The sequence below is a fragment of the Leifsonia shinshuensis genome (assembly GCF_022606355.1).
GTDB classification, from domain to species: domain Bacteria; phylum Actinomycetota; class Actinomycetes; order Actinomycetales; family Microbacteriaceae; genus Leifsonia; species Leifsonia shinshuensis_B.
In genome coordinates this window covers 560,274-579,993 of record NZ_JAHHZQ010000003.1, presented here as the reverse complement: position 1 = coordinate 579,993, position 19,720 = coordinate 560,274, and the positions used below count along the sequence as shown (strand labels likewise).

At 68.4% G+C, this 19,720-nt stretch carries 24 protein-coding genes; 14 read left to right on the top strand and 10 right to left on the bottom strand.

The window, feature by feature from the left end:
- The first annotated feature begins 159 nt into the window (after positions 1–159).
- Positions 160–1,173: an ABC transporter ATP-binding protein gene (locus KNO15_RS14215; RefSeq protein ID WP_241704411.1), complete on the top strand. Its 1,014-nt coding sequence runs from the start codon at positions 160–162 to the stop codon at positions 1,171–1,173.
- Positions 1,170–1,994, top strand: coding sequence for an ABC transporter permease (locus tag KNO15_RS14210; RefSeq protein ID WP_241704409.1), 825 nt, complete (start codon positions 1,170–1,172; stop codon positions 1,992–1,994). The genes KNO15_RS14215 and KNO15_RS14210 overlap by 4 nt, the downstream gene beginning before the upstream one ends.
- On the opposite strand, the gene KNO15_RS14205 is transcribed toward KNO15_RS14210, so the two are convergent.
- The gene (locus KNO15_RS14205; protein ID WP_241704408.1) at positions 1,986–3,701 is read right to left on the bottom strand and encodes a hypothetical protein; all 1,716 of its coding nucleotides are present in this window, start codon (positions 3,699–3,701) and stop codon (positions 1,986–1,988) included. The two genes, KNO15_RS14210 and KNO15_RS14205, sit on opposite strands and share 9 nt — an antisense overlap.
- A gap of 20 nt (positions 3,702–3,721) precedes the next feature.
- On the opposite strand from KNO15_RS14205, the gene KNO15_RS14200 reads away from it, so the two are divergent.
- From KNO15_RS14200 to KNO15_RS14180, 5 genes are all read left to right on the top strand, one after another.
- A complete protein-coding gene (locus tag KNO15_RS14200; protein ID WP_241704406.1) occupies positions 3,722–4,150 on the top strand; it encodes a GtrA family protein in 429 nt (142 codons plus the stop codon).
- A 73-nt stretch (positions 4,151–4,223) separates the two neighbouring features.
- Entirely contained in the window at positions 4,224–4,820 is a 597-nt protein-coding gene (locus KNO15_RS14195) for an HAD family hydrolase (protein ID WP_241704404.1), read from the top strand.
- Complete coding sequence (locus tag KNO15_RS14190; protein WP_241704402.1) at positions 4,807–6,972, top strand: lysylphosphatidylglycerol synthase transmembrane domain-containing protein; 2,166 nt, start codon at positions 4,807–4,809, stop codon at positions 6,970–6,972. The genes KNO15_RS14195 and KNO15_RS14190 overlap by 14 nt, the downstream gene beginning before the upstream one ends.
- Complete coding sequence (locus KNO15_RS14185) at positions 6,969–7,730, top strand: glycosyltransferase family 2 protein (RefSeq protein ID WP_241704401.1); 762 nt, start codon at positions 6,969–6,971, stop codon at positions 7,728–7,730. The genes KNO15_RS14190 and KNO15_RS14185 overlap by 4 nt, the downstream gene beginning before the upstream one ends.
- A complete protein-coding gene (locus KNO15_RS14180; RefSeq protein ID WP_241704400.1) occupies positions 7,727–8,464 on the top strand; it encodes a glycosyltransferase family 2 protein in 738 nt (245 codons plus the stop codon). Before KNO15_RS14185 ends, KNO15_RS14180 begins: the two co-directional genes overlap by 4 nt.
- Positions 8,465–8,517: 53 nt before the next feature.
- Here KNO15_RS14180 and KNO15_RS14175 read toward each other — a convergent pair whose 3' ends face one another.
- Both KNO15_RS14175 and upp read right to left on the bottom strand, forming a co-directional pair.
- Complete coding sequence (locus tag KNO15_RS14175) at positions 8,518–9,219, bottom strand: winged helix-turn-helix domain-containing protein (protein ID WP_241704398.1); 702 nt, start codon at positions 9,217–9,219, stop codon at positions 8,518–8,520.
- 396 nt (positions 9,220–9,615) lie between these two features.
- Positions 9,616–10,248 (bottom strand): uracil phosphoribosyltransferase, encoded by a 633-nt coding sequence (gene upp / locus KNO15_RS14170; RefSeq protein WP_241704397.1) that lies wholly within the window; start codon positions 10,246–10,248, stop codon positions 9,616–9,618.
- A 53-nt stretch (positions 10,249–10,301) separates the two neighbouring features.
- Here upp and tadA point away from each other — a divergent pair, with 53 nt between their 5' ends.
- The gene (tadA, locus tag KNO15_RS14165) at positions 10,302–10,769 is read left to right on the top strand and encodes a tRNA adenosine(34) deaminase TadA (protein ID WP_241704395.1); all 468 of its coding nucleotides are present in this window, start codon (positions 10,302–10,304) and stop codon (positions 10,767–10,769) included.
- 78 nt (positions 10,770–10,847) lie between these two features.
- Here the strand turns inward: tadA and KNO15_RS14160 are convergent, their stop codons facing one another.
- Together KNO15_RS14160 and KNO15_RS14155 are read right to left on the bottom strand one after the other, a co-directional pair.
- Positions 10,848–11,564, bottom strand: a complete 717-nt coding sequence (locus KNO15_RS14160) for a glutamine amidotransferase-related protein (protein WP_241704394.1) — start codon at positions 11,562–11,564, stop codon at positions 10,848–10,850.
- Positions 11,561–12,523, bottom strand: coding sequence for a cation diffusion facilitator family transporter (locus KNO15_RS14155; RefSeq protein ID WP_241704393.1), 963 nt, complete (start codon positions 12,521–12,523; stop codon positions 11,561–11,563). The genes KNO15_RS14160 and KNO15_RS14155 overlap by 4 nt, the downstream gene beginning before the upstream one ends.
- A 22-nt stretch (positions 12,524–12,545) precedes the next feature.
- Between KNO15_RS14155 and proC the strand changes: the two genes are divergently transcribed.
- Positions 12,546–13,403: a pyrroline-5-carboxylate reductase gene (proC, locus tag KNO15_RS14150; RefSeq protein WP_241704391.1), complete on the top strand. Its 858-nt coding sequence runs from the start codon at positions 12,546–12,548 to the stop codon at positions 13,401–13,403.
- A 79-nt stretch (positions 13,404–13,482) separates the two neighbouring features.
- Here the strand turns inward: proC and KNO15_RS14145 are convergent, their stop codons facing one another.
- The 3 genes from KNO15_RS14145 to KNO15_RS14135 all read right to left on the bottom strand — a co-directional run bounded on the left by KNO15_RS14145 (position 13,483) and on the right by KNO15_RS14135 (position 16,646).
- Complete coding sequence (locus KNO15_RS14145; RefSeq protein WP_241704390.1) at positions 13,483–14,391, bottom strand: hypothetical protein; 909 nt, start codon at positions 14,389–14,391, stop codon at positions 13,483–13,485.
- A gap of 154 nt (positions 14,392–14,545) precedes the next feature.
- Positions 14,546–15,217, bottom strand: coding sequence for a potassium channel family protein (locus tag KNO15_RS14140; RefSeq protein ID WP_241704389.1), 672 nt, complete (start codon positions 15,215–15,217; stop codon positions 14,546–14,548).
- Entirely contained in the window at positions 15,210–16,646 is a 1,437-nt protein-coding gene (locus tag KNO15_RS14135; protein ID WP_241704388.1) for a TrkH family potassium uptake protein, read from the bottom strand. Before KNO15_RS14135 ends, KNO15_RS14140 begins: the two co-directional genes overlap by 8 nt.
- Before the next feature lie 66 nt (positions 16,647–16,712).
- Between KNO15_RS14135 and KNO15_RS14130 the strand changes: the two genes are divergently transcribed.
- The 5 genes from KNO15_RS14130 to KNO15_RS14110 all read left to right on the top strand — a co-directional run bounded on the left by KNO15_RS14130 (position 16,713) and on the right by KNO15_RS14110 (position 18,236).
- Positions 16,713–17,129 (top strand): ArsR/SmtB family transcription factor, encoded by a 417-nt coding sequence (locus tag KNO15_RS14130; RefSeq protein ID WP_241704387.1) that lies wholly within the window; start codon positions 16,713–16,715, stop codon positions 17,127–17,129.
- 78 nt (positions 17,130–17,207) lie between these two features.
- Entirely contained in the window at positions 17,208–17,438 is a 231-nt protein-coding gene (locus tag KNO15_RS14125) for a helix-turn-helix domain-containing protein (RefSeq protein ID WP_208040688.1), read from the top strand.
- Positions 17,439–17,506: 68 nt separating this feature from the next.
- Complete coding sequence (locus tag KNO15_RS14120; RefSeq protein WP_003792170.1) at positions 17,507–17,605, top strand: 30S ribosomal protein bS22; 99 nt, start codon at positions 17,507–17,509, stop codon at positions 17,603–17,605.
- 68 nt (positions 17,606–17,673) lie between these two features.
- Positions 17,674–17,940 carry a glutaredoxin family protein gene (locus KNO15_RS14115; RefSeq protein WP_241704386.1) on the top strand — a complete coding sequence of 89 codons (267 nt, stop codon included), beginning with the start codon at positions 17,674–17,676 and terminating at the stop codon, positions 17,938–17,940.
- A complete protein-coding gene (locus KNO15_RS14110) occupies positions 17,937–18,236 on the top strand; it encodes a Dabb family protein (RefSeq protein WP_241704385.1) in 300 nt (99 codons plus the stop codon). Before KNO15_RS14115 ends, KNO15_RS14110 begins: the two co-directional genes overlap by 4 nt.
- A gap of 55 nt (positions 18,237–18,291) precedes the next feature.
- Here KNO15_RS14110 and KNO15_RS14105 read toward each other — a convergent pair whose 3' ends face one another.
- Entirely contained in the window at positions 18,292–18,993 is a 702-nt protein-coding gene (locus tag KNO15_RS14105; RefSeq protein ID WP_241704384.1) for a GntR family transcriptional regulator, read from the bottom strand.
- On the bottom strand, positions 18,993–19,688 hold the full coding sequence (locus KNO15_RS14100) for a GntR family transcriptional regulator (RefSeq protein WP_241704383.1): 696 nt from the start codon (positions 19,686–19,688) through the stop codon (positions 18,993–18,995). Before KNO15_RS14100 ends, KNO15_RS14105 begins: the two co-directional genes overlap by 1 nt.
- Between the last annotated feature and the right edge of the window lie 32 nt (positions 19,689–19,720).

The window sequence follows — 19,720 nt, the reverse complement described above, 5'->3', positions numbered from 1 at the left end:
CACACCCGAACGACATACACAGAACGATGGCCGGAGAGCGGCAACTCTCCGGCCATCCACACCTTCGATCGTTCCTCACGGAACCTGCGTCAACAGTCACCGAGGGCATGTCCATGATATGCCCGCGCGGTGGCTGCCCGAGATGAAAGGAAGCCACCCGTGGCATCACAGAACGGCTCGGCGCTCGTCGCCGAGCACCTCGTCAAGTCCTACAGCGGAGGCCGGGGCAAGCCGGTCATCCGCGCCGTCGACGATCTCGGCTTCGAGGTCGCCTCCGGCACCGTCTTCGGACTGCTCGGCCCCAACGGGGCGGGCAAGTCCACCACGATGAAGATCCTGTCCACGCTGGCGAGAGCCGACTCCGGCACGGCGTTCGTCGCCGGGATCGACGTCACCAGGAACCCGGGCCGGGTGCGCCGAGCCATCGGCTTCGTCGCGCAGAAGCCCGTCTCCGACCCGAACGACACGGGGGCCGAGAACCTCGTGCTCGCCGGGCGGCTCCAGGGGATGAGCGGGCGCGGCGCCCGGGCGCGTGCGGCCGAGCTCCTCGACCGCTTCGGCCTGGCCGAGCACGCCCGGCGCCAGGTCAAGACCTACTCGGGCGGCATGGCCCGCAAGCTCGACGTCGCCATCGGCCTCATGCACCACCCGCAGGTGCTGTTCCTCGACGAGCCGACCACCGGCCTCGACCCCGAGGCGCGCGCCGAACTGTGGGCGGAGCTCGAGCGGATGACCGCCTCCGAGAACCTCACCGTGCTGCTCACCACCCACTACCTGGACGAGGCCGACCGACTGGCCGACCGGCTGGCGATCGTCGACCACGGCCGGATCGTGGTGGGAGGCACACCGGAGGAGCTGAAGAACGGTCTCCGCGGCGACGCCGTGATCGTCGAGCTGGCGCCCGACGCCGATCCGTTCGCAGCGCTCACCGCGCTCGAACGCGTCGACGCCCTCCGCGAGGTCGGCGGCGACGGGCGGACCCTGCGCGCGCGTGCCGACAACGGCGCCGCCACCCTTCCCGCAGCGCTCGCCTCGCTGGAGGCCGCGGCCGTGACCGTCGCCTCCGCGACGGTCGCCCGGCCCAGCCTGGACGACGTCTATCTGCGGCACACCGGCCGCACCTTCACGCGGGCCCAGGAGTCCGCCGAGCACGTTCTGGAGACCGCATCATGACCGCCATCGGCACCGTGACCACAGCGACCCACCGCCGCGTGGGCCCGACGTTCCCGACCCACACCGCCCTGCTCACCGGACGCCAGCTCCGCTGGGCCATCCGGATGCCGGCGTTCCTCGTGATGAACCTGGTGCAGCCGGTGATCTGGCTGCTGCTCTTCGGGCAGCTCTTCAAGTCCGTGACAGAGATCCCCGGCTTCGGGGTCGGGCAGAGCTACCTGGAGTACTTGACGCCGGGCATCGTGATGATGCTCGCGCTGTTCGGCAGCGCGTGGTCGGGAACGGTCTACATCCAGGACATGGATCGCGGGGTGATGGACCGCTTCCTCACCTCGCCCACCAATCGCGGAGCCATGATCGTCTCGACGCTGGTCTACCAGTCGATCCTCGCCGTCGTGCAGTCGCTCATCGTCGTGGGGATCGCGTTCTGGGCGGGAGCGCGGTTCGACGGCGGCCTCGGCGGGATGCTGCTGCTCCTGCTCGGCGTCGTGCTGCTCACCGCGGTGTTCTGCTCGTTCTCGAACGCCGTGGCACTGCTCGCCCGTGATCAGACCGCGCTGATCGGTATCTCGCAGCTCATCACGCTGCCGCTGATGTTCCTCAGCTCGGCGATCATGAACACGAAGCTGTCACCGGAGTGGGTGCGGAACGTCGCAGCGTACAACCCGTTCGAGTGGGCCGTCATCGTCGGCCGGGAGGCGCTCAGCGCGCATCCCGACTGGGCCGCCCTCTGGGGTCACGCCGGTCTCCTCGCCGCCCTCGCGGTGATCATGGCGGCCCTCGCGACCAGCGCCTTCCGCGTGTACCAGCGCTCAGCGTGACGGGGCAGGGGTCGTGGCGGCGGGAGTGAGGTCCGCCGCCGCGTCCCCTCCTCTCGGGGCTCGTGCACGCACCAGACCGATGGCGAAGAATCCGACCAGCACCCACCCTGCGAGGTAGATCGCCCAGTAGTACATGAAGAAGTTCGCGGGGGCGGTCGCGAAGGTGATCCCGGCCTGCGCGATCAGCAGCCCGAAGACCGTCGCGAACATCCAGCGCCGCCGGATCAACGCCACGACGAACGAGAGGATCACCAGGAGCACCGCAGGGATGACGTTCCAGACGACCGGCGTGAGCGACGTGAACTCCGCATCGTCCGAAACCGTGAGCAGCGCGCGGACCGTGGCCAGCCGGACGTCGTCCGAGATCGGGACGGCCAGAGGGTTCCGCGCCTCGAACTCGTCGATGTATCCCTGGGCCATACCGCTGATGAGGAAGTCCCCGCCCAGAGTCCGCTCCACGGGCACACGGCCGATGGCGTTCGTCGCCAGGAACGTCTGCATCCTCGCGTGCAGGAACGCTCCGGGGTTCTCTGCGACGAGGGAGGCGTAGGCGAGCTCGAACTCGGTGAGGTGGGCTCGATAGTCGGCCCGGAGCACCTTCTTGGTGAAGAAGGTCGGGATGTTGTAGATGTTCGGGTCGCGTTTCACGATGTCGAGGTCGACGACCCGGTCGATCGCCGCCAGGTTGCGCTCGAGGTTCGGTCCGCCGAGATCGCCCTGCAGCATCACCGCGAGCGGGTTGTACACGGCCGTGACCGCGTACCGCGGGCTCGTGGTGGCGGCGCTGACACCGGCGAGCCCGGTGAACACGAGCCCGGTCGCGATGAGGGCGGCGACCGCTTTGCGTGCCGGGACGCCGACTTTCCGTGGCCGGAAGACCCGGAGCGAGATCGCCAGAACGGGGATCAGTACGAGCAGGAACGCCGCCTCCGACCGCCAGAACGCCGCCACGGTGATCGCCGTCGTGAGGAAGAAGAACTCGCGGTAGCGGTCGGTCACCAGGTCGCGACGCAGATGGATGACCAGTACCCGGAAGAGGACGGCGAGTTCGATGTAGGCCATCATCGTGACCCGGATCGGGTACTGGTTGAACAGGAGGACGGGGAAGAACAGGAACGGGATGACGAGGAGATAGGCGAGCCGTGCCCGCGGCACGAGCGACCACGACCGCGCCACGACGTACCCCGCGACGAAGGACCCGAACACGAACTGGACGATGACGATTCCGACCGGGGTCGGGATGAGGTTGAGGGCGACCGCGAAATAGACGCTCGTGAAGATGTGCTGCCACGTGCCCAGCCAGTTCTCCTGGACGTCGGTGAGCACGTAGAACTCGTCGTAGACCCAGAACCCCGGCCACATCAGCAGCAGCACGATCGCGTTGACGCCGACGAGCACCAGGGCGACCACGAGCCAGCGGCGGTAGACCGGGTCGCCGCTGCGAACCTTCGCGAAGAAGGGTCGTGCGAAGTAGATCGCCACCGCGAGGAGCAGGAGGAAGAGCCCGCGGATGCCGAACCAGATGACGACCCTGGCGATCCTGATGAATTCGGGAGAAGGCGAGAAGTCCTGACTGCCGAGGTCTGTCGGCAAGGCGGCCGCGAACGGCGGATCGAATGCGACGATCGACGCCAGCACGATGAGTGGCACGCCGATCACGAGGGCGAGGACCCCTGACGAGAGTACGGGGCGCGTCAGAATTCGCATTGCGGTATTGTACATGGATCATGCTGATCTCAGATTTCACATCGCGCATGGGTCCGCTGCTCCGACAGCTCGTGCGCTTCCTGTCGACCACGGTCGTCGGCGTGGTGATCGATGTGGGCGGGTTCGTGCTCCTGGTGATGGCCGGCGTCCCGGCCGGTGTCGCGAATCTGATGAGCGCCGGCGTCTCGGTGCTCGCCGTCTACGCCCTCAGTCGGGGGATGGTCTTCCCCGGTCGGCACACCGTCGGCGGATTGCTCGCGTTCTTCGGTTGGTATGCGGTGTCCATCCTGCTCTTCTCCTGGCTCATCCAGTGGGGCGTCGACGCGCTGGCGCTTCCGGAGCTTCTGGCGAAGCTGATCTCGTTGCCACTGTCCTTCACCCTCAACTTCGTCGCCGTTCGCACCATCTTCGCCGTCGTCGATCGCGCGACGCATCGGGGTGACGGATGACGGGTGAAAAGCGTGATGCTTTAGACCTGAATACGTGGCAATCAGCTATTTGAGTACTTTACGCTCGTATTTCATGACGAGTTTCGACACCGGGCAGCAAGCGGTCCGCGCGGTCTTCACCGACCTCGACGGAACCCTCGTCTCGACCAAGCGCGCGAACTACGGCGCGTACCGCGACGCCCTCGCGTCGGTGGGCGTCGACTTCTCCTGGCAGACGTTCCTGTCGACGTGGGGAGCCGACTCCCGTGACTTCCTGCCGCTGGTCGCGCCCGAACTCAGCCGGGCGCAGATCGACGAGGTGCGAGCGGAGAAGGCGCGTCGGTATCCCGGTTATCTGCGGACGACCGAGCTGAACGAGCCGCTGGTCCGGCTCCTGCGCACCTGGGCATCGAGCGTCCCCGTCGCCCTCGTCACCACCGCGAAGCGCGACGGCGTCGACGCGGTCATCGCCCACCACGGGCTCGAGCGACTGTTCTCGTTCATCGTGTGCGGCGACGACATCGAGCGTTCGAAGCCCGAACCGGAGGCCTACAGCCTCGCGGTCGAAGCGGTCGGCCTGCGCCCCGCGGAATGCGTCACCTTCGAGGACTCCGATGTCGGCATCGAGGCGGCAGAGCGCGCGGGCGTGGCCGTCATCCGCGTCAACTGGTCCGGCGATGAGAAGAACTAAGGGCTCCCGCCTCCGCCTCGGCCTCCTCGTCACGGCGGTGGTCGGGATCGTCGTGTTCGGCCTGGCGAACACCGGGCACATCATCGACGTCCTCGCCGCGTGGCCTCCACAGCTCGACCTGTTCTGGATCGGCGTGGCGATGATCCTCGTCCTCCTCGGCAACGTGGCACGGGCGGTCCGTACGAAGACCGTCCTGGACCAGGCGCGCCCCGGCAAGCTCCGGTACCATCTGGACGCCCTCGCGGTCGGCGTGCTGTTCAACATCCTGTTGCCGTTCCGTGCGGGCGAGATCGCCAGGGCGGGAGTGCTCAGCCGCCGCCTGAGGATCAGCCTGCTCTACACCGCGACCGCCATCGCCATCGAGCGCCTGCTCGACGTCGCGGTCGTGGCGGGCGCCCTTCTCGTGTTCGGCACCGTCTCGGGACTGTCGTTCGACGTGCTCGGCGCCGCCGTGCCGATGCTCGTGCTCGTGATCGCGGTCATCGTGGCGTTCGTCCTCTTCGTCCGCGAGAACCGCGTGCTCATGCGACTGGTCTTCGCCCTCACCGGCCTGCTCGCCGACGGACCCCGTGCTCGCCTCCGGATGTCGTCGTGGTCGCTCATCCATGGCTACCAGGCGCTGCTCCGGTCGCCGTCCCAGGTGATCCGGTACATCGTCGCGTTCGTCCTGTCGTGGAGCGGGTACCTCCTGGCGGTCTACATCATCCTGGAGCGCGTGTTCACGACAGCCGCGGTCCGCCCGGTCGGCGCCGGGGTGTTCGCCCCGTTCGTCTTCCCCGAGACGCTCTTCGGTCTGCCGTTCCTCTCCGACTACACCGTGGAGCTCGGACTGCATCTCACCGCGGTCGGCGCGCTCACCGACCCGATCTGGGTCCTCTCGCTCGCGTTCGTGATCTGGACCGTGCTGAATCTGCCCACCGCGATCTACGGCGTGGTCCGGCTCTTCAGCAGGTCGTTCTTCGGGCGCGTCGACGATGACGCCTCGGCGGGGACCATCGCCCGACTCGACAGGAGCCAGCGCAAAGACCACGAGCTCTCCAGCTTCGTCGACTCGTTCCTGCGCAGAGACGACCTCGCCATGGTCATGCACAAGCTGGAGATGACCAGCGACCTCGAGGTGCTGCGCTTCTTCAAGGGCGGGTCGGATGCGGTCACCGCACTCGTCCGCGACGACGGCGAGACCCGGGTGCGCAAGGTCGTCCCCGAGCGCTATCGGGAGAAGCTGGCCCAGCAGTACCGCTGGCTGCAGAAGCACAGCGAGACGCCGTCGATGGTGCGCGCGCTGAGCGAGGCCGACGGTCCCGGGTACTACTTCTTCGACATCGAGTTCGATCCGCGCATGGCGACCATGTTCCGGTATGTGCACACGGCGCCGGCCGACGCCTCGCGGCGTGCGCTGCTCCACGTGTGGAACGTGATGTTCGATCACGTCTACGACCTCCGTCCGGAGGAGCGGCATCCGGAGGCCCTGGCCACATACGTCCGTGATCGCCTGACGGATCGGCTCGGTCAAGCCGCAGCCCGGCACGAACAGCTCGCCGCCGTCCTCGACTGCGACACCGTCGTGATCCGGGGCCGGGAGTACCCGAATCTGCATCGTCTGCTCGCCGACATCACCGCGGACGAGAGGGCGTGGTCCGATCTGGAGACGTACCGCGAGTCGACCGCGATCCACGGCGACCTCACGATCGACAACCTGCTCATCGACCAGGAGAGCGGCCGGGTTCTCATCATCGACCCGTCCGACGACAATCAGGTCCGCGGCCCGGTGCTCGACTTCGCCCGGCATTTCCAGTCGCTCTGGGGAGGCTACGAGTTCCTCAACGAGAGCGACCAGCGGCCCGAGGTGCGCATCGACCGCGCTGCGGGACGCGCCGAGATCGACTTCGAGTCGTACCGTTCCGCGGGCTACCAGGAGCTGTCCGAATGGACCGAGGCGCTGGCCGCGGAACGCCTGACGCCCAGCGAGCTGCGCAGCCTCCCCTTCCACGTCGGTCTGCTCTACGGCCGCATGCTCAGCCACCGCGTCGTCATCGACCCCGACACGGCGCTCGTGTACTTCGCGCGCTCCGTCCAGTTCCTCGACCAGTTCCACGCGCAGTACGACGCCGCGGCGCTGGCTGCCGACTCCCGACCAGCGGAGAAGCCGTGAAGACCATCATCGCCATCCCTGCCTACAACTGCGCCCCGCAGCTCCCGCGCGTACTCGCCGGGCTCGATCCCGAGCGTGCCAGCGGTGTGCACGAAGTCTGGGTCGTCGACAACGGCAGCACCGACGGCACAGCCGAAGTCGCTGTTCAGCAGGCTGCGGGCTGGAGCAATCTGCGCGTGTTCCGCAATCGCCGCAACGTGAACCTCGGCGGCACGCACAAGACGGTCTTCCTCAAGGCGCGGGAGGCCGGCGCGACCCACGTCGTCATCCTGCACGGCGACGACCAGGCGAGGGCCCAGGAGGCGTACGAGCTCATCGCTCTGGCCTCGGTGGGCGGCCCGCAGACGATCCTCGGATCACGGTTCGCGCGCGGCGCCCGCCTGCACGGCTACGACGCCAAGCGGATCCTCGGCAACCGGGTGCTCAACGGGATCTACTCGATCGGCACCCTGCGTGCGCTGACCGATCTCGGTTCCGGCCTCAATCTCTTCGCCCTCGCCGACCTCGACCCGCGCACGTACCTGCGCTTCGGCGACAAGCTGAGCTTCAACTACGAGCTCATCCTCGATCTGATCGGGCGCGGGGTGGACTTCCGCTACCACCCGATCACCTGGCGCGAGGAAGACCAGGTCTCCAACGCGCGCAACGTCCGGGTCTTCACAGACGGGCTGTCGATCCTGGCGCGCTGGCGCTTCCGGCGCGACCCCTGGGGACCTGCCGCCCCCGCCACCGACTACGAATGGGACCGACTCGCATGACCGATGGACTACAGATCGTCCTCCCGATGGCCGGGCTCGGCCAGCGCTTCCGGGCGGTGGGGGAGTTGCTCCCGAAGCCGCTCATCGACGTCGACGGCCAGCCGATGTTCCGCAAGGCCCTCTCGTCGCTGGCACGCGCCGGCGTCACGGGCGAGGTCACAGCGGTGATCCGCGCTGAGCTCCAGCGTGACCACGGCCTCGGAACGGCACTCGTGGAGGCCCTTCCCGGGCTGACCGTGGTGGAGCTGCCGGCTCCGACCGGCGGCGCTGCGGAGACCGTCCTCGCCGCGCACCTCGACCCGGAGCGTCCGCTGCTCGTGATGGACTGCGACATCGCCTTCGAGAGCGACGGCTACGCGTCCGCCATCGCGCATGCGGCGGCCGGTGCCGCCGACGGCGTCCTGCTCTCGTTCCGGTCGACGGATCCTCGGTACAGCTTCGCGGAGACCGATCGAGAAGGCCGCGTCGTCCGCACCGCCGAGAAGGTCGCCATCTCGGAGAACGCGCTGATGGGCGTCTACTTCTTCAGTCGCGCCGGCGATTTCGTGTCGGCCGCCGAAGACGTGGTGGCCTCCGCACAGGCGTCCGAGACGCCCGAGTCGTACCTCTCGCTGGTCTACAACCGGCTGCTCGAGCGCGGCGCGACCATCGCGCTCGCCACGGGCACCTTCTATTGCTTCGGAACGCCCGAGGAGCTCGCGGCCTACCGCGAGACGCACCTTCCGGTCGGCTGAGGCGGCGGTCCGCCCTCAGAGCGGGCGGCTCTCCTCAGAGCGGGCGGCTCTCCTCAGAACAGGTCGGGGGAGGGCGCGCTCGCGTGGCGGATCGAGACGTCCGCGTGGCGGTCGAACCGGTAGCCGACGCCGCGCACCGTGCGCACGATGTCCTCGTAGCGCGCGAGCTTGGCGCGCAGCCGCCGCACGTGGACGTCGATGGTGCGCTCGTTCGGGATCTCGTCCTCGTCGGCGTTCGACCACAGCGACGAGATCAGCTCGGCGCGCTCGATGGTGCGGCCCTCGCGCAGCACGAGGTACTGCAGCAGCTCGAACTCCTTGTAGGTGAGCGAGACGGTCTGGTTGTCGAGGATGAGGCGCTTGCGCGAGATGTCCACGACCACGCCGGAGGCGGCACGATCCTCGTCCTCGTCGGGAACGACGGTGTGGCGGTGCTTGGCGATCGCGGCCGGGTCCTGCAGGGCGAGGCGCACGACGTCGACGTCGCGGCCACCGGCGCCGGCCGGGGCGAGAGCGACGGCGGCGTAGGTCTCGGCGGCGGGCGCGAGCTCGGCGGTCAGCTGCTTGAGCGCCTCCACGATGCGGCCGAGGTCCGTGCCGGCGGCGGCGGCCTTCAGCTCGTCGATGCCGACGTAGAGGACGAACCCGCGGGCCTCGGTCCCCTCGGGGACGGCGCGGAGGCGCGGGGCGGGAGCGGAGACCTGCTCGGCGAGAGCGGCGGAGGGACGGATGGAGTCGACAGTGGCGAGAGACATGAGAGGAAAGTCCTTCAGTGATGATGATGCGTCCGGACCCCGGTGCGGCTGCAGCTCTGTCGAGGTGCGCCGGAGGTCAGGGTTTCCGGTGTGACGTTGTCCCGATTCAGATACGGGACCGATGCACGGGTGCGTTCGTGTGGCGCGCCCGGGGAGCTGTGCCCGGCGTCGACGCTCGTCTGCGTCGGAGGGCGACCGCTCGGCGAAAGGGTCGTCAGATTAGCGACACATTCGGCAACACATGACCGAGTCGCGGCCGGGCATCATCATGCCGGCATCCCCGAGGGCCTCGAAGGAGGTCAGGGTACGCGAGTTGTCAGTCATGTCGAGTAGTAAACCGTCTCATGACTCGCGGTGTCAAATCGTTACGGAATATTGCGGGTCTTCTGGATGGCCCTACACCGTGCCGTACAAACGGTCTCCGGCGTCGCCGAGACCCGGCACAATGTATCCGTTCTCGTTCAGGCGCTCGTCGAGGGCGCCCAGAACGATGGTCACATCGCGGCCCTGCGTCGCCTTCTCGAGAGCCTCCAGGCCCTCCGGAGCCGCCAGGATGCAGATGGCTGTCACGTCGACGGCGTTGCGCTTGAACAGGAAGTCGATCGCGGCGCCCAGCGAGCCTCCGGTCGCCAGCATCGGGTCGAGCACGAAGCACTGCCGGTCGGACAGGTCCATCGGGAGCCGCTCGGCGTAGGTGGTCGGCTCGAGCGTCTCCTCGTTGCGCGCCATCCCGAGGAAGCCGACCTCGGCGGTCGGCATCAGCCGGACCATTCCCTCCAGCATCCCGAGCCCCGCGCGCAGGATCGGCACGACCAGCGGTCGCGGCTGGCTCAGGGTGACGCCGGTCGTCGTCGTCACGGGCGTCTCGATCTGCACCGGCTCGACCCGCACCGCCCTCGTCGCCTCGTAGGCGAGCAGCGTGACCAGCTCCTCGGTCAGCGCCCGGAACACCGGCGACGGGGTGTCCTTGTTGCGGAGCACGGAGAGCTTGTGGGTGATGAGGGGGTGGTCAGCTACGTGCACTCGCATAGGCTCAAGGCTAGCCGAACCCGCCATCGCACGGACCCGTCAGAGGAGGACCCGTGAGCCTGCCCGTCCCCGTCGACTTCGAGGAGTGGATGCGCCGTGCGATCGCCGACGCGCGCCTCGCCTTCGACACCGGGGACGTGCCGGTGGCGGCGCTCGTGATCGACGAGCACGGGCAGGTCATCGGCACCGGACGCAACGAGCGCGAGCTGCACCGCGATCCGACCGCGCACGCCGAGATCCTCGCGCTGCGCGCCGCGGCGGCCTCCCGCGACGACTGGCACCTGGAGGGCTGCACCCTGGTCGTGACGCTGGAGCCGTGCGTGATGTGCGCGGGTGCGGTGCTGGCCGCCCGGGTGCCGACGGTCGTGTTCGGGGCCTGGGATGAGAAGGCGGGCGCAGGCGGGTCGGTCTACGACGTTCTGCGCGACCGCCGGCTCAACCATCAGGTCGCGGTGTACCCCGGCGTGCTCGCCGAAGACTGCGCCGACCTCCTGCTCGACTTCTTCCGCGCCAAGCGCTGACCCCAGCCATCGCTTCCTCACTTTCTCCCGCCCGCTCCCGGTGTGTCGCGGGAAGAAGTGAGGAAGCGATGGATGGGGTCAGGCGGGAAGGGACTCCAGCCACTCGGAGAAGGCGGCTCGGGAGGCCTCCTGCATCCGGGCGGAGTAGAGCTCGCGGTCTTCGCGCAGCGCCTCCGGGTCGATCGCGTGCTCGTCGAGTTCGCCAGTTCCCTGAAGATTCGTGCCGTCGGCGACCCACTGCTCGTGCATCTCGTCGGTGACCTCGGGATGGAACTGCACCGCCAGCGCGAAGCCGCCGATCGCGAACGCCTCGTTGGAGTAGTCGCTCGACGACGCCAGCCGAGTGGCCCGCTCGGGCAGCTCGAAGGTGTCGCCGTGCCACTCGACCACGGGCACGCCCTCGAAGTGGCGGATGGGGGAGGCCGCACCGGCCTCCGTCGGCTCCACGCGTCGGAAACCGATCTGGGTGGTGTCGCCCTTGTAGACGCGCTCGCCGAGGGCGCCCGCCATCAGCTGTGCGCCGAGGCAGACGCCGAGCGTCGGCAGCTCGGCGTCGAGCCGCGAGCGCAGCAGCGCCTGCTCCGCGGCGAGGAACGGGAACTGCTCGGTCTGATACGCGCCCATCTCGCCGCCGAGCACGACGACGAGGTCGGCCTCCGTCGGGTCGATCGTGGCGACGTCCTCGGCCGTGACGTCCACGATGCGGAGCTCGTACCCGTGCTCGGTGAGGACGGGCCCGATGTTGCCGAGGTGGATGGAGGGGTCGTGCTGCAGGATCAGTGCGGTGCGGGTCACTCGAGTCCTTTGATGACGATGGTGTCGGTGGCGGGATGCTGCTCGTTCGGGTCGACCCAGACGTCCGGCTCGATGTAGATGACGCGCGCGACCGGCACGGCTTCGCGGATGCGGCTCTCGATGCTGTCGATCGAGGCCGCGACCTCCGCGAGCGGGAGGCTGCCGGCGAGCGCGAGCTTGGCGCCGACGAGCAACTCGTCGGGCCCGAGGTACAGCGTGCGCATGTGGATGATGCGCTCGGCCTCGTCGCCGGCGAGGATGGCGCGCTCGATGGCCGCGACGTCGGTGTCGGACGCTCCCTCGCCGACCAGGAGGCTCTTGGTCTCGATGCCGAGGATGATCGCGACGGCGACCAGCAGCAGGCCGATGAGGACCGTGCCGATGCCGTCCCAGACGCCGTTGCCGGTGACGATGGTGAGCCCGACGCCGAGGAGGGCGAACACGAGGCCGGTGAGAGCGGCGACGTCCTCCAGCAGCACCACCGGCAACTCCGGTGCCTTGGCTCGGCGGATGAACTGCGGCCACGACATCCCCCTGCGGAGCGGGTTGGACTCATGGACGGCGGTGCGGAGCGAGAACGACTCCAGGCCGATCGCGATGAACAGCACCAGCAGCGGCAGCCACCAGTTCTCCAGAGGATGCGGGTGCGTGAGTTTCTCCACACCCTCGTACAGCGAGAACACCCCGCCGACGGAGAACAGGATGATCGAGACGACGAAGGCGTAGACGTAGCGCTCGCGGCCATAGCCGAACGGGTGCTCCTTGTCGGCCTTCTTCTTGGCCTGGCGGCCGCCGAGCAGGAGGAGCAGCTGATTGCCGGAATCGGCGACCGAGTGCACGCCCTCCGCGAGCATCGAGGAGGAGCCGGAGAACGCCCAGGCGATGAACTTCGTGAGGGCGATGCCCAGGTTGGCGGCGAAGGCCGCGACGATCGCCCTGGTGCCGCCTTCTGCGCTCATGCCCTCATCCTAGGATGGCCGCATGACCGACACGCAGAACGTCACGCTGCCCACCATCGCCATGCTCGGCGCCGGCTCGATGGGCCGCGCGATCCTCTCCGGGCTGACCGCGCCCGGAGTGGAGGTGGCAGGTGGGATCAGGGTGACCAACCGCTCGGCCGCGCGGGCCGCCGAGCTCTCCGGGATCCCCGGCGTCACCGCCTTCGCCACCGAGAAGGACGGTGCGGCGAACCGCCTCGCCGTCGACGGCGCCGCCATCGTCATCGTGGCGGTCAAGCCGGCGATGGTGCCCGACCTGCTGCGTGAGATCTCGTCGTCGCTGAACCCGGGGACCATCGTGGTCAGCGTGGCCGCCGGCGTCACGGTCGCGACGTTCGAGTCGCTGCTGCCGGAGAACATCGTCGTCGTGAGGTCGATGCCGAACACCCCTGCGGTGGTCGGCAAGGCCGTCACCGGGATCAGCCCGGGGACACGCACCGAGCCCGACGACCTCGAACTGGTCCGGTCGCTCTTCGAGACCGTGGGGGAGGTCGTGGAGGTGCCGGAGTCGCAGCTCGACGCGCTCAGCACGATCTCCGGCTCCGGCCCGGCGTACGTGTTCCTCCTGGTGGAGGCGCTCACCGCAGCCGCCGTCGAGAAGGGTTTCACCGCGGAGCAGGCGCGCATCCTCGTGAACGGCACCTTCCTCGGCGCTTCGGAGCTGCTGGTCGCCTCCGGAGAAGACCCGGCCGAGCTGCGCCGCCGCGTCACGAGCCCCAAGGGCACCACCGAGCGCGCCATCGAGGTCCTCGCCTCCGCCGACCTCCCCACCCTCTTCACCCGGGCCACCGACGCCGCCCTGGCCCGCGCCCGCGAACTCGCCGCCCCCACCACCCCCTAACCCCCGCCCCCAGCAATCGCTTCCTCACTTTCTCCCGCAAAACGCCGGTGGGAGGCGGTAGAAAGTGAGGAAGGGATGGCTACGGGCGGCGGGACGCTCGGGCGTAGGCGCGGCGGACGATGAGGGGAGCCCGCGGAGTGGGGCCGGCGAGGTCGTCGACCGTGAGGAAGACGACATCCCAGCCCGCGGCGGCCTGGCGTTCGCGGCGATAGATGTCCTCGCGGTAGGTGTCCGCGTCCGTCCGGTGATGATCGCCCAGGTATTCGATCGCGAGCCGGTGATCCGGATAGGCGAGATCGACCATGGCGATGCGTCGCTCCCGATCGTGAACGTCGTGATTCAGAGAAGGCTCCGGCAGGCCTGCGCGCACCAGTTCCAGGCGCAGTCGCGACTCCTGCGGTGAGAGCGGGCCGTATCTCACGAGCTCGAAAGCCTCCCTGAGGCGACGGACGCCGGGCCGACGCCCGTGGTGTCGGATCGCTGACTCCAATTGGTCGCGCGTGTGAGACGGGGCCGTGCCGGAGTACGGCTCGTCTCCGGTGATCAGCCAATCCCCGATGGCGACGAGGTCGTCGATCGGAAGGACCCCCGACAACTGAGCCCAAGCGTCCTCGGCCGCGACCACCTGCATGTCGTCGAGCGTCACGATGCGGTGGCCGGCACCACGCAACTCGTGCCCGACCACGCCATCCATTCGCGGCGGCTTGAGGGGAGCGAACACGGCGACGTGCACGTCGCGCGATTGCACGGCCCACCGCAGCGGGAACCCGTGGAGGGCCGCAGCCGAGTGATGACTGAAGATGTGGCCGGGTCGACGCAGAGCCGCATACGCACGGCAGCGCACCCGGTGATCCTCGATGTCGACATCGATGGTGCGTACCCCGCGAAAGCTCCGTTGCACGCCTGGCCCGTACAGCTGCCGACGGGACAGGCCCGCATCCCGTCCCTCGGCCACCGTGAATCCACGTCGTTCAACCAGTCCACTCACCCGACAATCCTGAACGCCGCGCCCCTCCCCTTCACGGTTATCCACAGAGCAGCCATCCGTTCCTCACTTTCTCCTGCAACACGCCGCGCTGGGGCGAGAGAAAGTGAGGAATCGATGGCTGCGGACGGGGCGCGGCGCGGCGCGAAGTCGCGGGTCAGGCGTCGAGGGCGGCGAAGCGTTCGATGTCGGCGGAGGCGCCCGAGACGATGATGAGGTCGTGGTTGGAGACGACGGTGTCGGGGGTCGCGTAGGTGAACGGCTTGCCGGGGCTCTTCACGCCGACGACGGTGATGTTGTACCGGCTCCGCACGCCCGACTCCGACAGGTTGACGCCGCGGATCGGCTTCGGCGGGAACATCTTCACCAACGCGAAGTCGTCGTCGAACTCGATGAAGTCGAGCATCCTCCCCGACACCAGGTGCGCCACGCGCTCGCCGGCCTCGGCCTCCGGATAGATGACATGGTTCGCGCCGATGCGCTCCAGGATCTTGCCGTGCGACTGCGAGATCGCCTTCGCCCAGATCTGCGGCACGTGGAGGTCGACCAGGTTGGCGGTGATGAGCACGCTGGCCTCGATCGACGACCCGACGGCGACGACCGCGATCGAGAAGTCCTCGGCGCCGATCTGCCGCAACGTCTCGATCGAGCGCGCGTCCGCCTGCACGGTGTGCGTCACCCGGTCGGCCCACTTCTGCACGAGCCCGGCGTCCGTGTCGATCGCGAGGACCTCCCGGCCCAGCCGATCGAGCTGTCCCGCCGTCGCCGCACCGAAGCGGCCGAGGCCGATCACGAGCACGGGGGCGTTGTGCTTGATCCGGTCAACCAACGAGCGGCCTCTCCTCGGGGTTCTGGTAGAGCTGCTTGCGCTGGCTCTGCGCGAGCGCCGCAGCGAGTGTCACTGTACCAACGCGGCCGCAGAACATCGTGGCGGCCATCACGTAGACGCCGGCGTCGGGCAGTTTCTCGGTCAGGCCGGTGGAGAGGCCGCAGGTGGCGAACGCGGAGATCACGTCGAACAGCACGTGGTCCAGCGGCGCCTTGGTGATCTGCAGGATGAGGATGCTCGCGACCGCCACGATCGTCGCGCCCCAGAGCGCCACCGCGACCGACAGCCGCAGCACGTCGATCGGGATGCGGCGCTTGAACGCGTCCATCGACTCCACGCCGCGCGCCTCGGCGAACGCCGCGAGGAACAGCACGGCGAGCGTCGTCACCTTGATGCCGCCTGCGGTGGAGGCCGACCCGCCGCCGATGAACATCAGCATGTCGGTGACGAGCAGACTCGAGCCGTGCAGGTCCTGGATGGGGATGGTCGAGAAGCCTCCCGAACGCGACATCGTCGACAGGAACAACGACTGGAAGACCGTGTGCCCGGCGTCCAGCCGGCCGAACGTCTTGGGGTTGTCGTATTCGAGCACGATGTAGAGCACCGTCCCCGCCGCCAGCAGGATGACCGAGGTCAGCAGGGTGAGCTTGACGTGGATGGACCAGCGCCTGCGTCGTTTGCGCAGATTGGAGGCGATGGCCAGGATGACCGGGAACCCGATCGCGCCGAGGAACACCCCGATCATGAGCGCGCCGAGGAACCAGTAGTCGTTCACGAACGGCGTGAGGCCTTCGGTGTTCGGCGCGAAACCGGTGTTGGTGAAGGCCATCGCCGAGTAGTAGAGGCTCTCCCACAGCGAGCTGCCGACGTCCATCCCGGCGATGAGCATGCGGGGGAACAGCAGCAGTGCGATGCCGCCCTCGATGACGACCATGCTGATCGCGACGGTGCGCAGCAGCTTGCCGACGTCGCCGAGGAGCACCGCCTGGCCCTCCGCCACCGGGCCGGCGTGGATGCGCTGCGGGTTGCTGTCGCTCGCCGCGATGAGCTTGGCGCGCAGCCCGAGGCGGCGCGAGATCACGAGGCCGAGGATGCTCGCCATCGTCAGCACGCCGACAGCGCCGACCTGCACGCCGATGTACACGAGCAGGTGCCCGAACACCGACCAGTGGGTCGCCATGTCGACGGTGGAGAGGCCGGTCACGCAGATGACGGACACCGCGGTGAAGAGCGAGTCGGCCAGGCCCGTCCAGGTGCCGGAGGCGGAGGCGAACGGCAGCGAGAAGAGCAGCGTGAAGACCAGGATCAGCAGCGCGAAGACGAGGATCGCGAACCGCGAAGGGCTCCGCTGCGCGAAGGCGTTGACTGCCGCGCGAGCGCGTCCCCCCGCGGCCGCGGACCCCCGCCGGGCCGCCTGCGTCGTGCGCATCGTCCGTTCCTCCCACCGACAGCTTCGGACATGGTACTCCGCCACCCGTACGACTAGCCTGGTGCAATGGCCGACATCTTCGACGTGATCGCCGACCCGACTCGTCGCGACATCCTCAGAGTGCTGCTCGACCGCAACTCGGATGACTCGCGTCCCGCCGGTGAGATATCGGTCTCGGAGATCGTGGCGACCCTCGAGCTCAGCCAGCCGACCGTCTCCAAGCATCTGAAGGTGCTGCGCGAGGCCTCCCTGGTCTCCGTGCGCGAAGAGGGCCAGCACCGCTACTACCGGCTCGACCCCGCCCCGCTGGAGGCCGTGGAGGACTGGGTGATCCCGTTCACCGCCTCCGACGTGGACCTGACCGCGTACTCGGTCGAGCTGGCCGACGAGACCCGCGAGTTCGCCAGCACGGTCGGCAAGGTGCTCGCCGACACCCGCCGCCGGGTCGAGCGGGTCACGCCGAAGAAGTGGCGTAGAGACTGAACGGTCGAAGCGACTAGAGTTCCCTAGTTCGCCGTCGTCGCCACCCGAGTACGATGACGGGCAGGAGAGGGACACCGCATGGTTCACGAAGGGGGCTCGAACGCCCTACGGGATGTGCGCTTCCTGACGGTCGCCGAAGTGGCCGACATGATGCGCGTCTCCCGCATGACCGTCTACCGGCTCGTCCATGCCGGTGAGCTCCCGGCCATCCGTTTCGGCCGGTCCTTCCGCGTTCCGGAGTCCGCCGTCGCGCAGGCGCTGAAGACCGTCGCACCCCAGCTCGACGGCGGCGTCGCGGACTCGGCCTGAAGTCGGGTAGACTGGCTGCTTGTGTCGCCGCGTTTCCCGCGGCAAACCACCAACTTTGTGAGGTCTACGTGGGTTCCGTTATCAAGAAGCGTCGCAAGCGTATGGCGAAGAAGAAGCACCGCAAGCTTCTTCGCAAGACGCGCCACCAGCGTCGCAACAAGAAGTAGACCTCAGCGTCTGCTGCTCGAGCGCCGGTCCGAGAGGGTCGGCGCTTTTTGCCGTTAAGCTTGTCGACGTGTCATCCGTCACCGTCACGCTCATCGGCAAGCCCGGCTGTCATCTGTGCGACGACGCGCGTGAGGTGATCCGCACGGTGATCGCCGCCCTGCCGGCCGATGCTCCCGGAGTGGAGGTCGAAGAGCGCAGCATCCTCGATGATCCGGAACTCCACGAGCGTTACGTGGAGGACATCCCCGTCGTGCTGATCGACGGGCGGCAGCACACCTACTGGCGCGTCGATCCGACCCGCCTGCGCATCGCCCTGCTGGAGGAGGAACGTTGACCCTGCGTCACGTGGTCATGTGGAAGCTCGCGTCGACGGACGAGACCGAGCGCGCCGAACAGGCGGCGCGGATCGCGGCCGGTCTGGAGGCCCTCCCCGCCGTCATCCCCGAGATCCTGCGTTTCGAGGTGGGCATCAACTCCCTCCCAGTCAACGAGTTCGACGTGGTGCTGGTCAGCGACTTCGCGGACGAGGCGGCGCTGCAGCGTTACGTCGTGCACCCCGAGCACGAGAAGGTGGCCTCGTACATCCGCTCGGTCGTCTCTGGCCGCGCAGCGGTCGACGCCGAGGGCTGAACGCACACGTGCCCGGCGCCTGACGGCACCGGGCACGGTTCGTCAGGGCTGACGGTCAGACGACCGGGCTCTCGTCGATCTCGTCGTCACCGCGGCGGTAGTCCGCGAGGAACTGCGTGAGCGAGGACGCGTACAGGTCTCGCACCAGGTCGCCCGCCTTCGCGCCGTCGTGCGCCTTGGCGGCCTCGAGGATCTCGGCGACGCGGCCGGGGAGGTCGTCGGTGGCGAACGGCTGCTTCCACACCGCGATGTAGCGCAGGACCTGCGGGCTCAGCCCTTCGCTGATCGCGAGGAGCACGGCGTTGTCGCTGTTGCGCTCGAACTCGAGGAAGAAGTCGTTGAGCGCGCGGCCGAGGGCCGGGAGGCTGTTCGACTTCGCGGCCTTGCGGACCTCTTTGAGGGCCTTGTCCTGGCGGCCGAGGGCTGCGCTGTCGAGCGTGGGCACGGAGGTCCGCGCGGCGTACTCGTGCAGGAGACCGGTCGTGTAGATCGCCTCGTCGATGGCGCGCAGATCGATCGGCGCGACGCGGGTGTAGCGGTTGGGCGCCATCTCGACCAGCCCGATGTCGGCGAGCTTCATCAGCGCCTCGCGGATGGGCGTGCGGGAGACGCCCAGCCAGGCCGTGAGCTTCTCGTCGAGGAGGGTCTCGCCCGGCTCGAGGGTGCCGTCGAGGATGCCTTCGTAGAGGCGGTTGTAGACGACGTCGCGCAGCAGCTGACGCTCGACCGGAGCGGAGTCTTTCACGGGAAGCGGCATCAGCGTCCCTCCTTCCCAGTGGGTACGGCCTTCGTGGCGAACTCGTCGACGACGGTGACGAGGCCCTTTGTCCAGAATTCGGCGACGGCCTTCGAGGCCTTGGCGCCGTTGCCCGCGATGGCGGCGTCGACCGCCGCCTTCGCGTGGGGCGCACCCGCGATGAAGGCGTTGGAGGTCGGGGCCGCGATCAGCGCCCTGCGCACCTCGGGGAGGTGGCGCGTGAAGAGCTTGGCGATGGTCCGGTTGTCGAGGCGGCGGAGGAAGACGTTGATGAAGCCGTCGCTGAGAACGCGCTCGCGCACCAGGTCGGCCATCTCGGAGCCGTCGCCGATCCGGTCCTTGAACGCGCGGAGCGCATCCTTGTCCTCATCGGTGAGAAGCGGCGTCGCGTCGCGCACGACGCCGGTCATGAGGCTGCCGACGGTGTCGATGAGCGCGCGCAGCCGTACCGGGTCGATCGGGGTGACCCTGGTGCGCTTCTGGGGCATGATCTCGACGAGGCCCATGGCGGCCAGCTGGTTGAGCGCCTCGCGGACCGGGGTGCGCGAGACCCCGACCCACTTCTCGATCTCAGCGTCGTAGAGCTGTTCGCCGGGGGTGAGGTCCCCGTCGACGATGGCGTCGAGCAGACGAATGAAGACTTCGTCGCGGATGAGCCGCCGGGGACTGACGGCTTCTGCAATGGGTACAGGCATACATGAATATTACATCCGCCCGCGTCGGATTC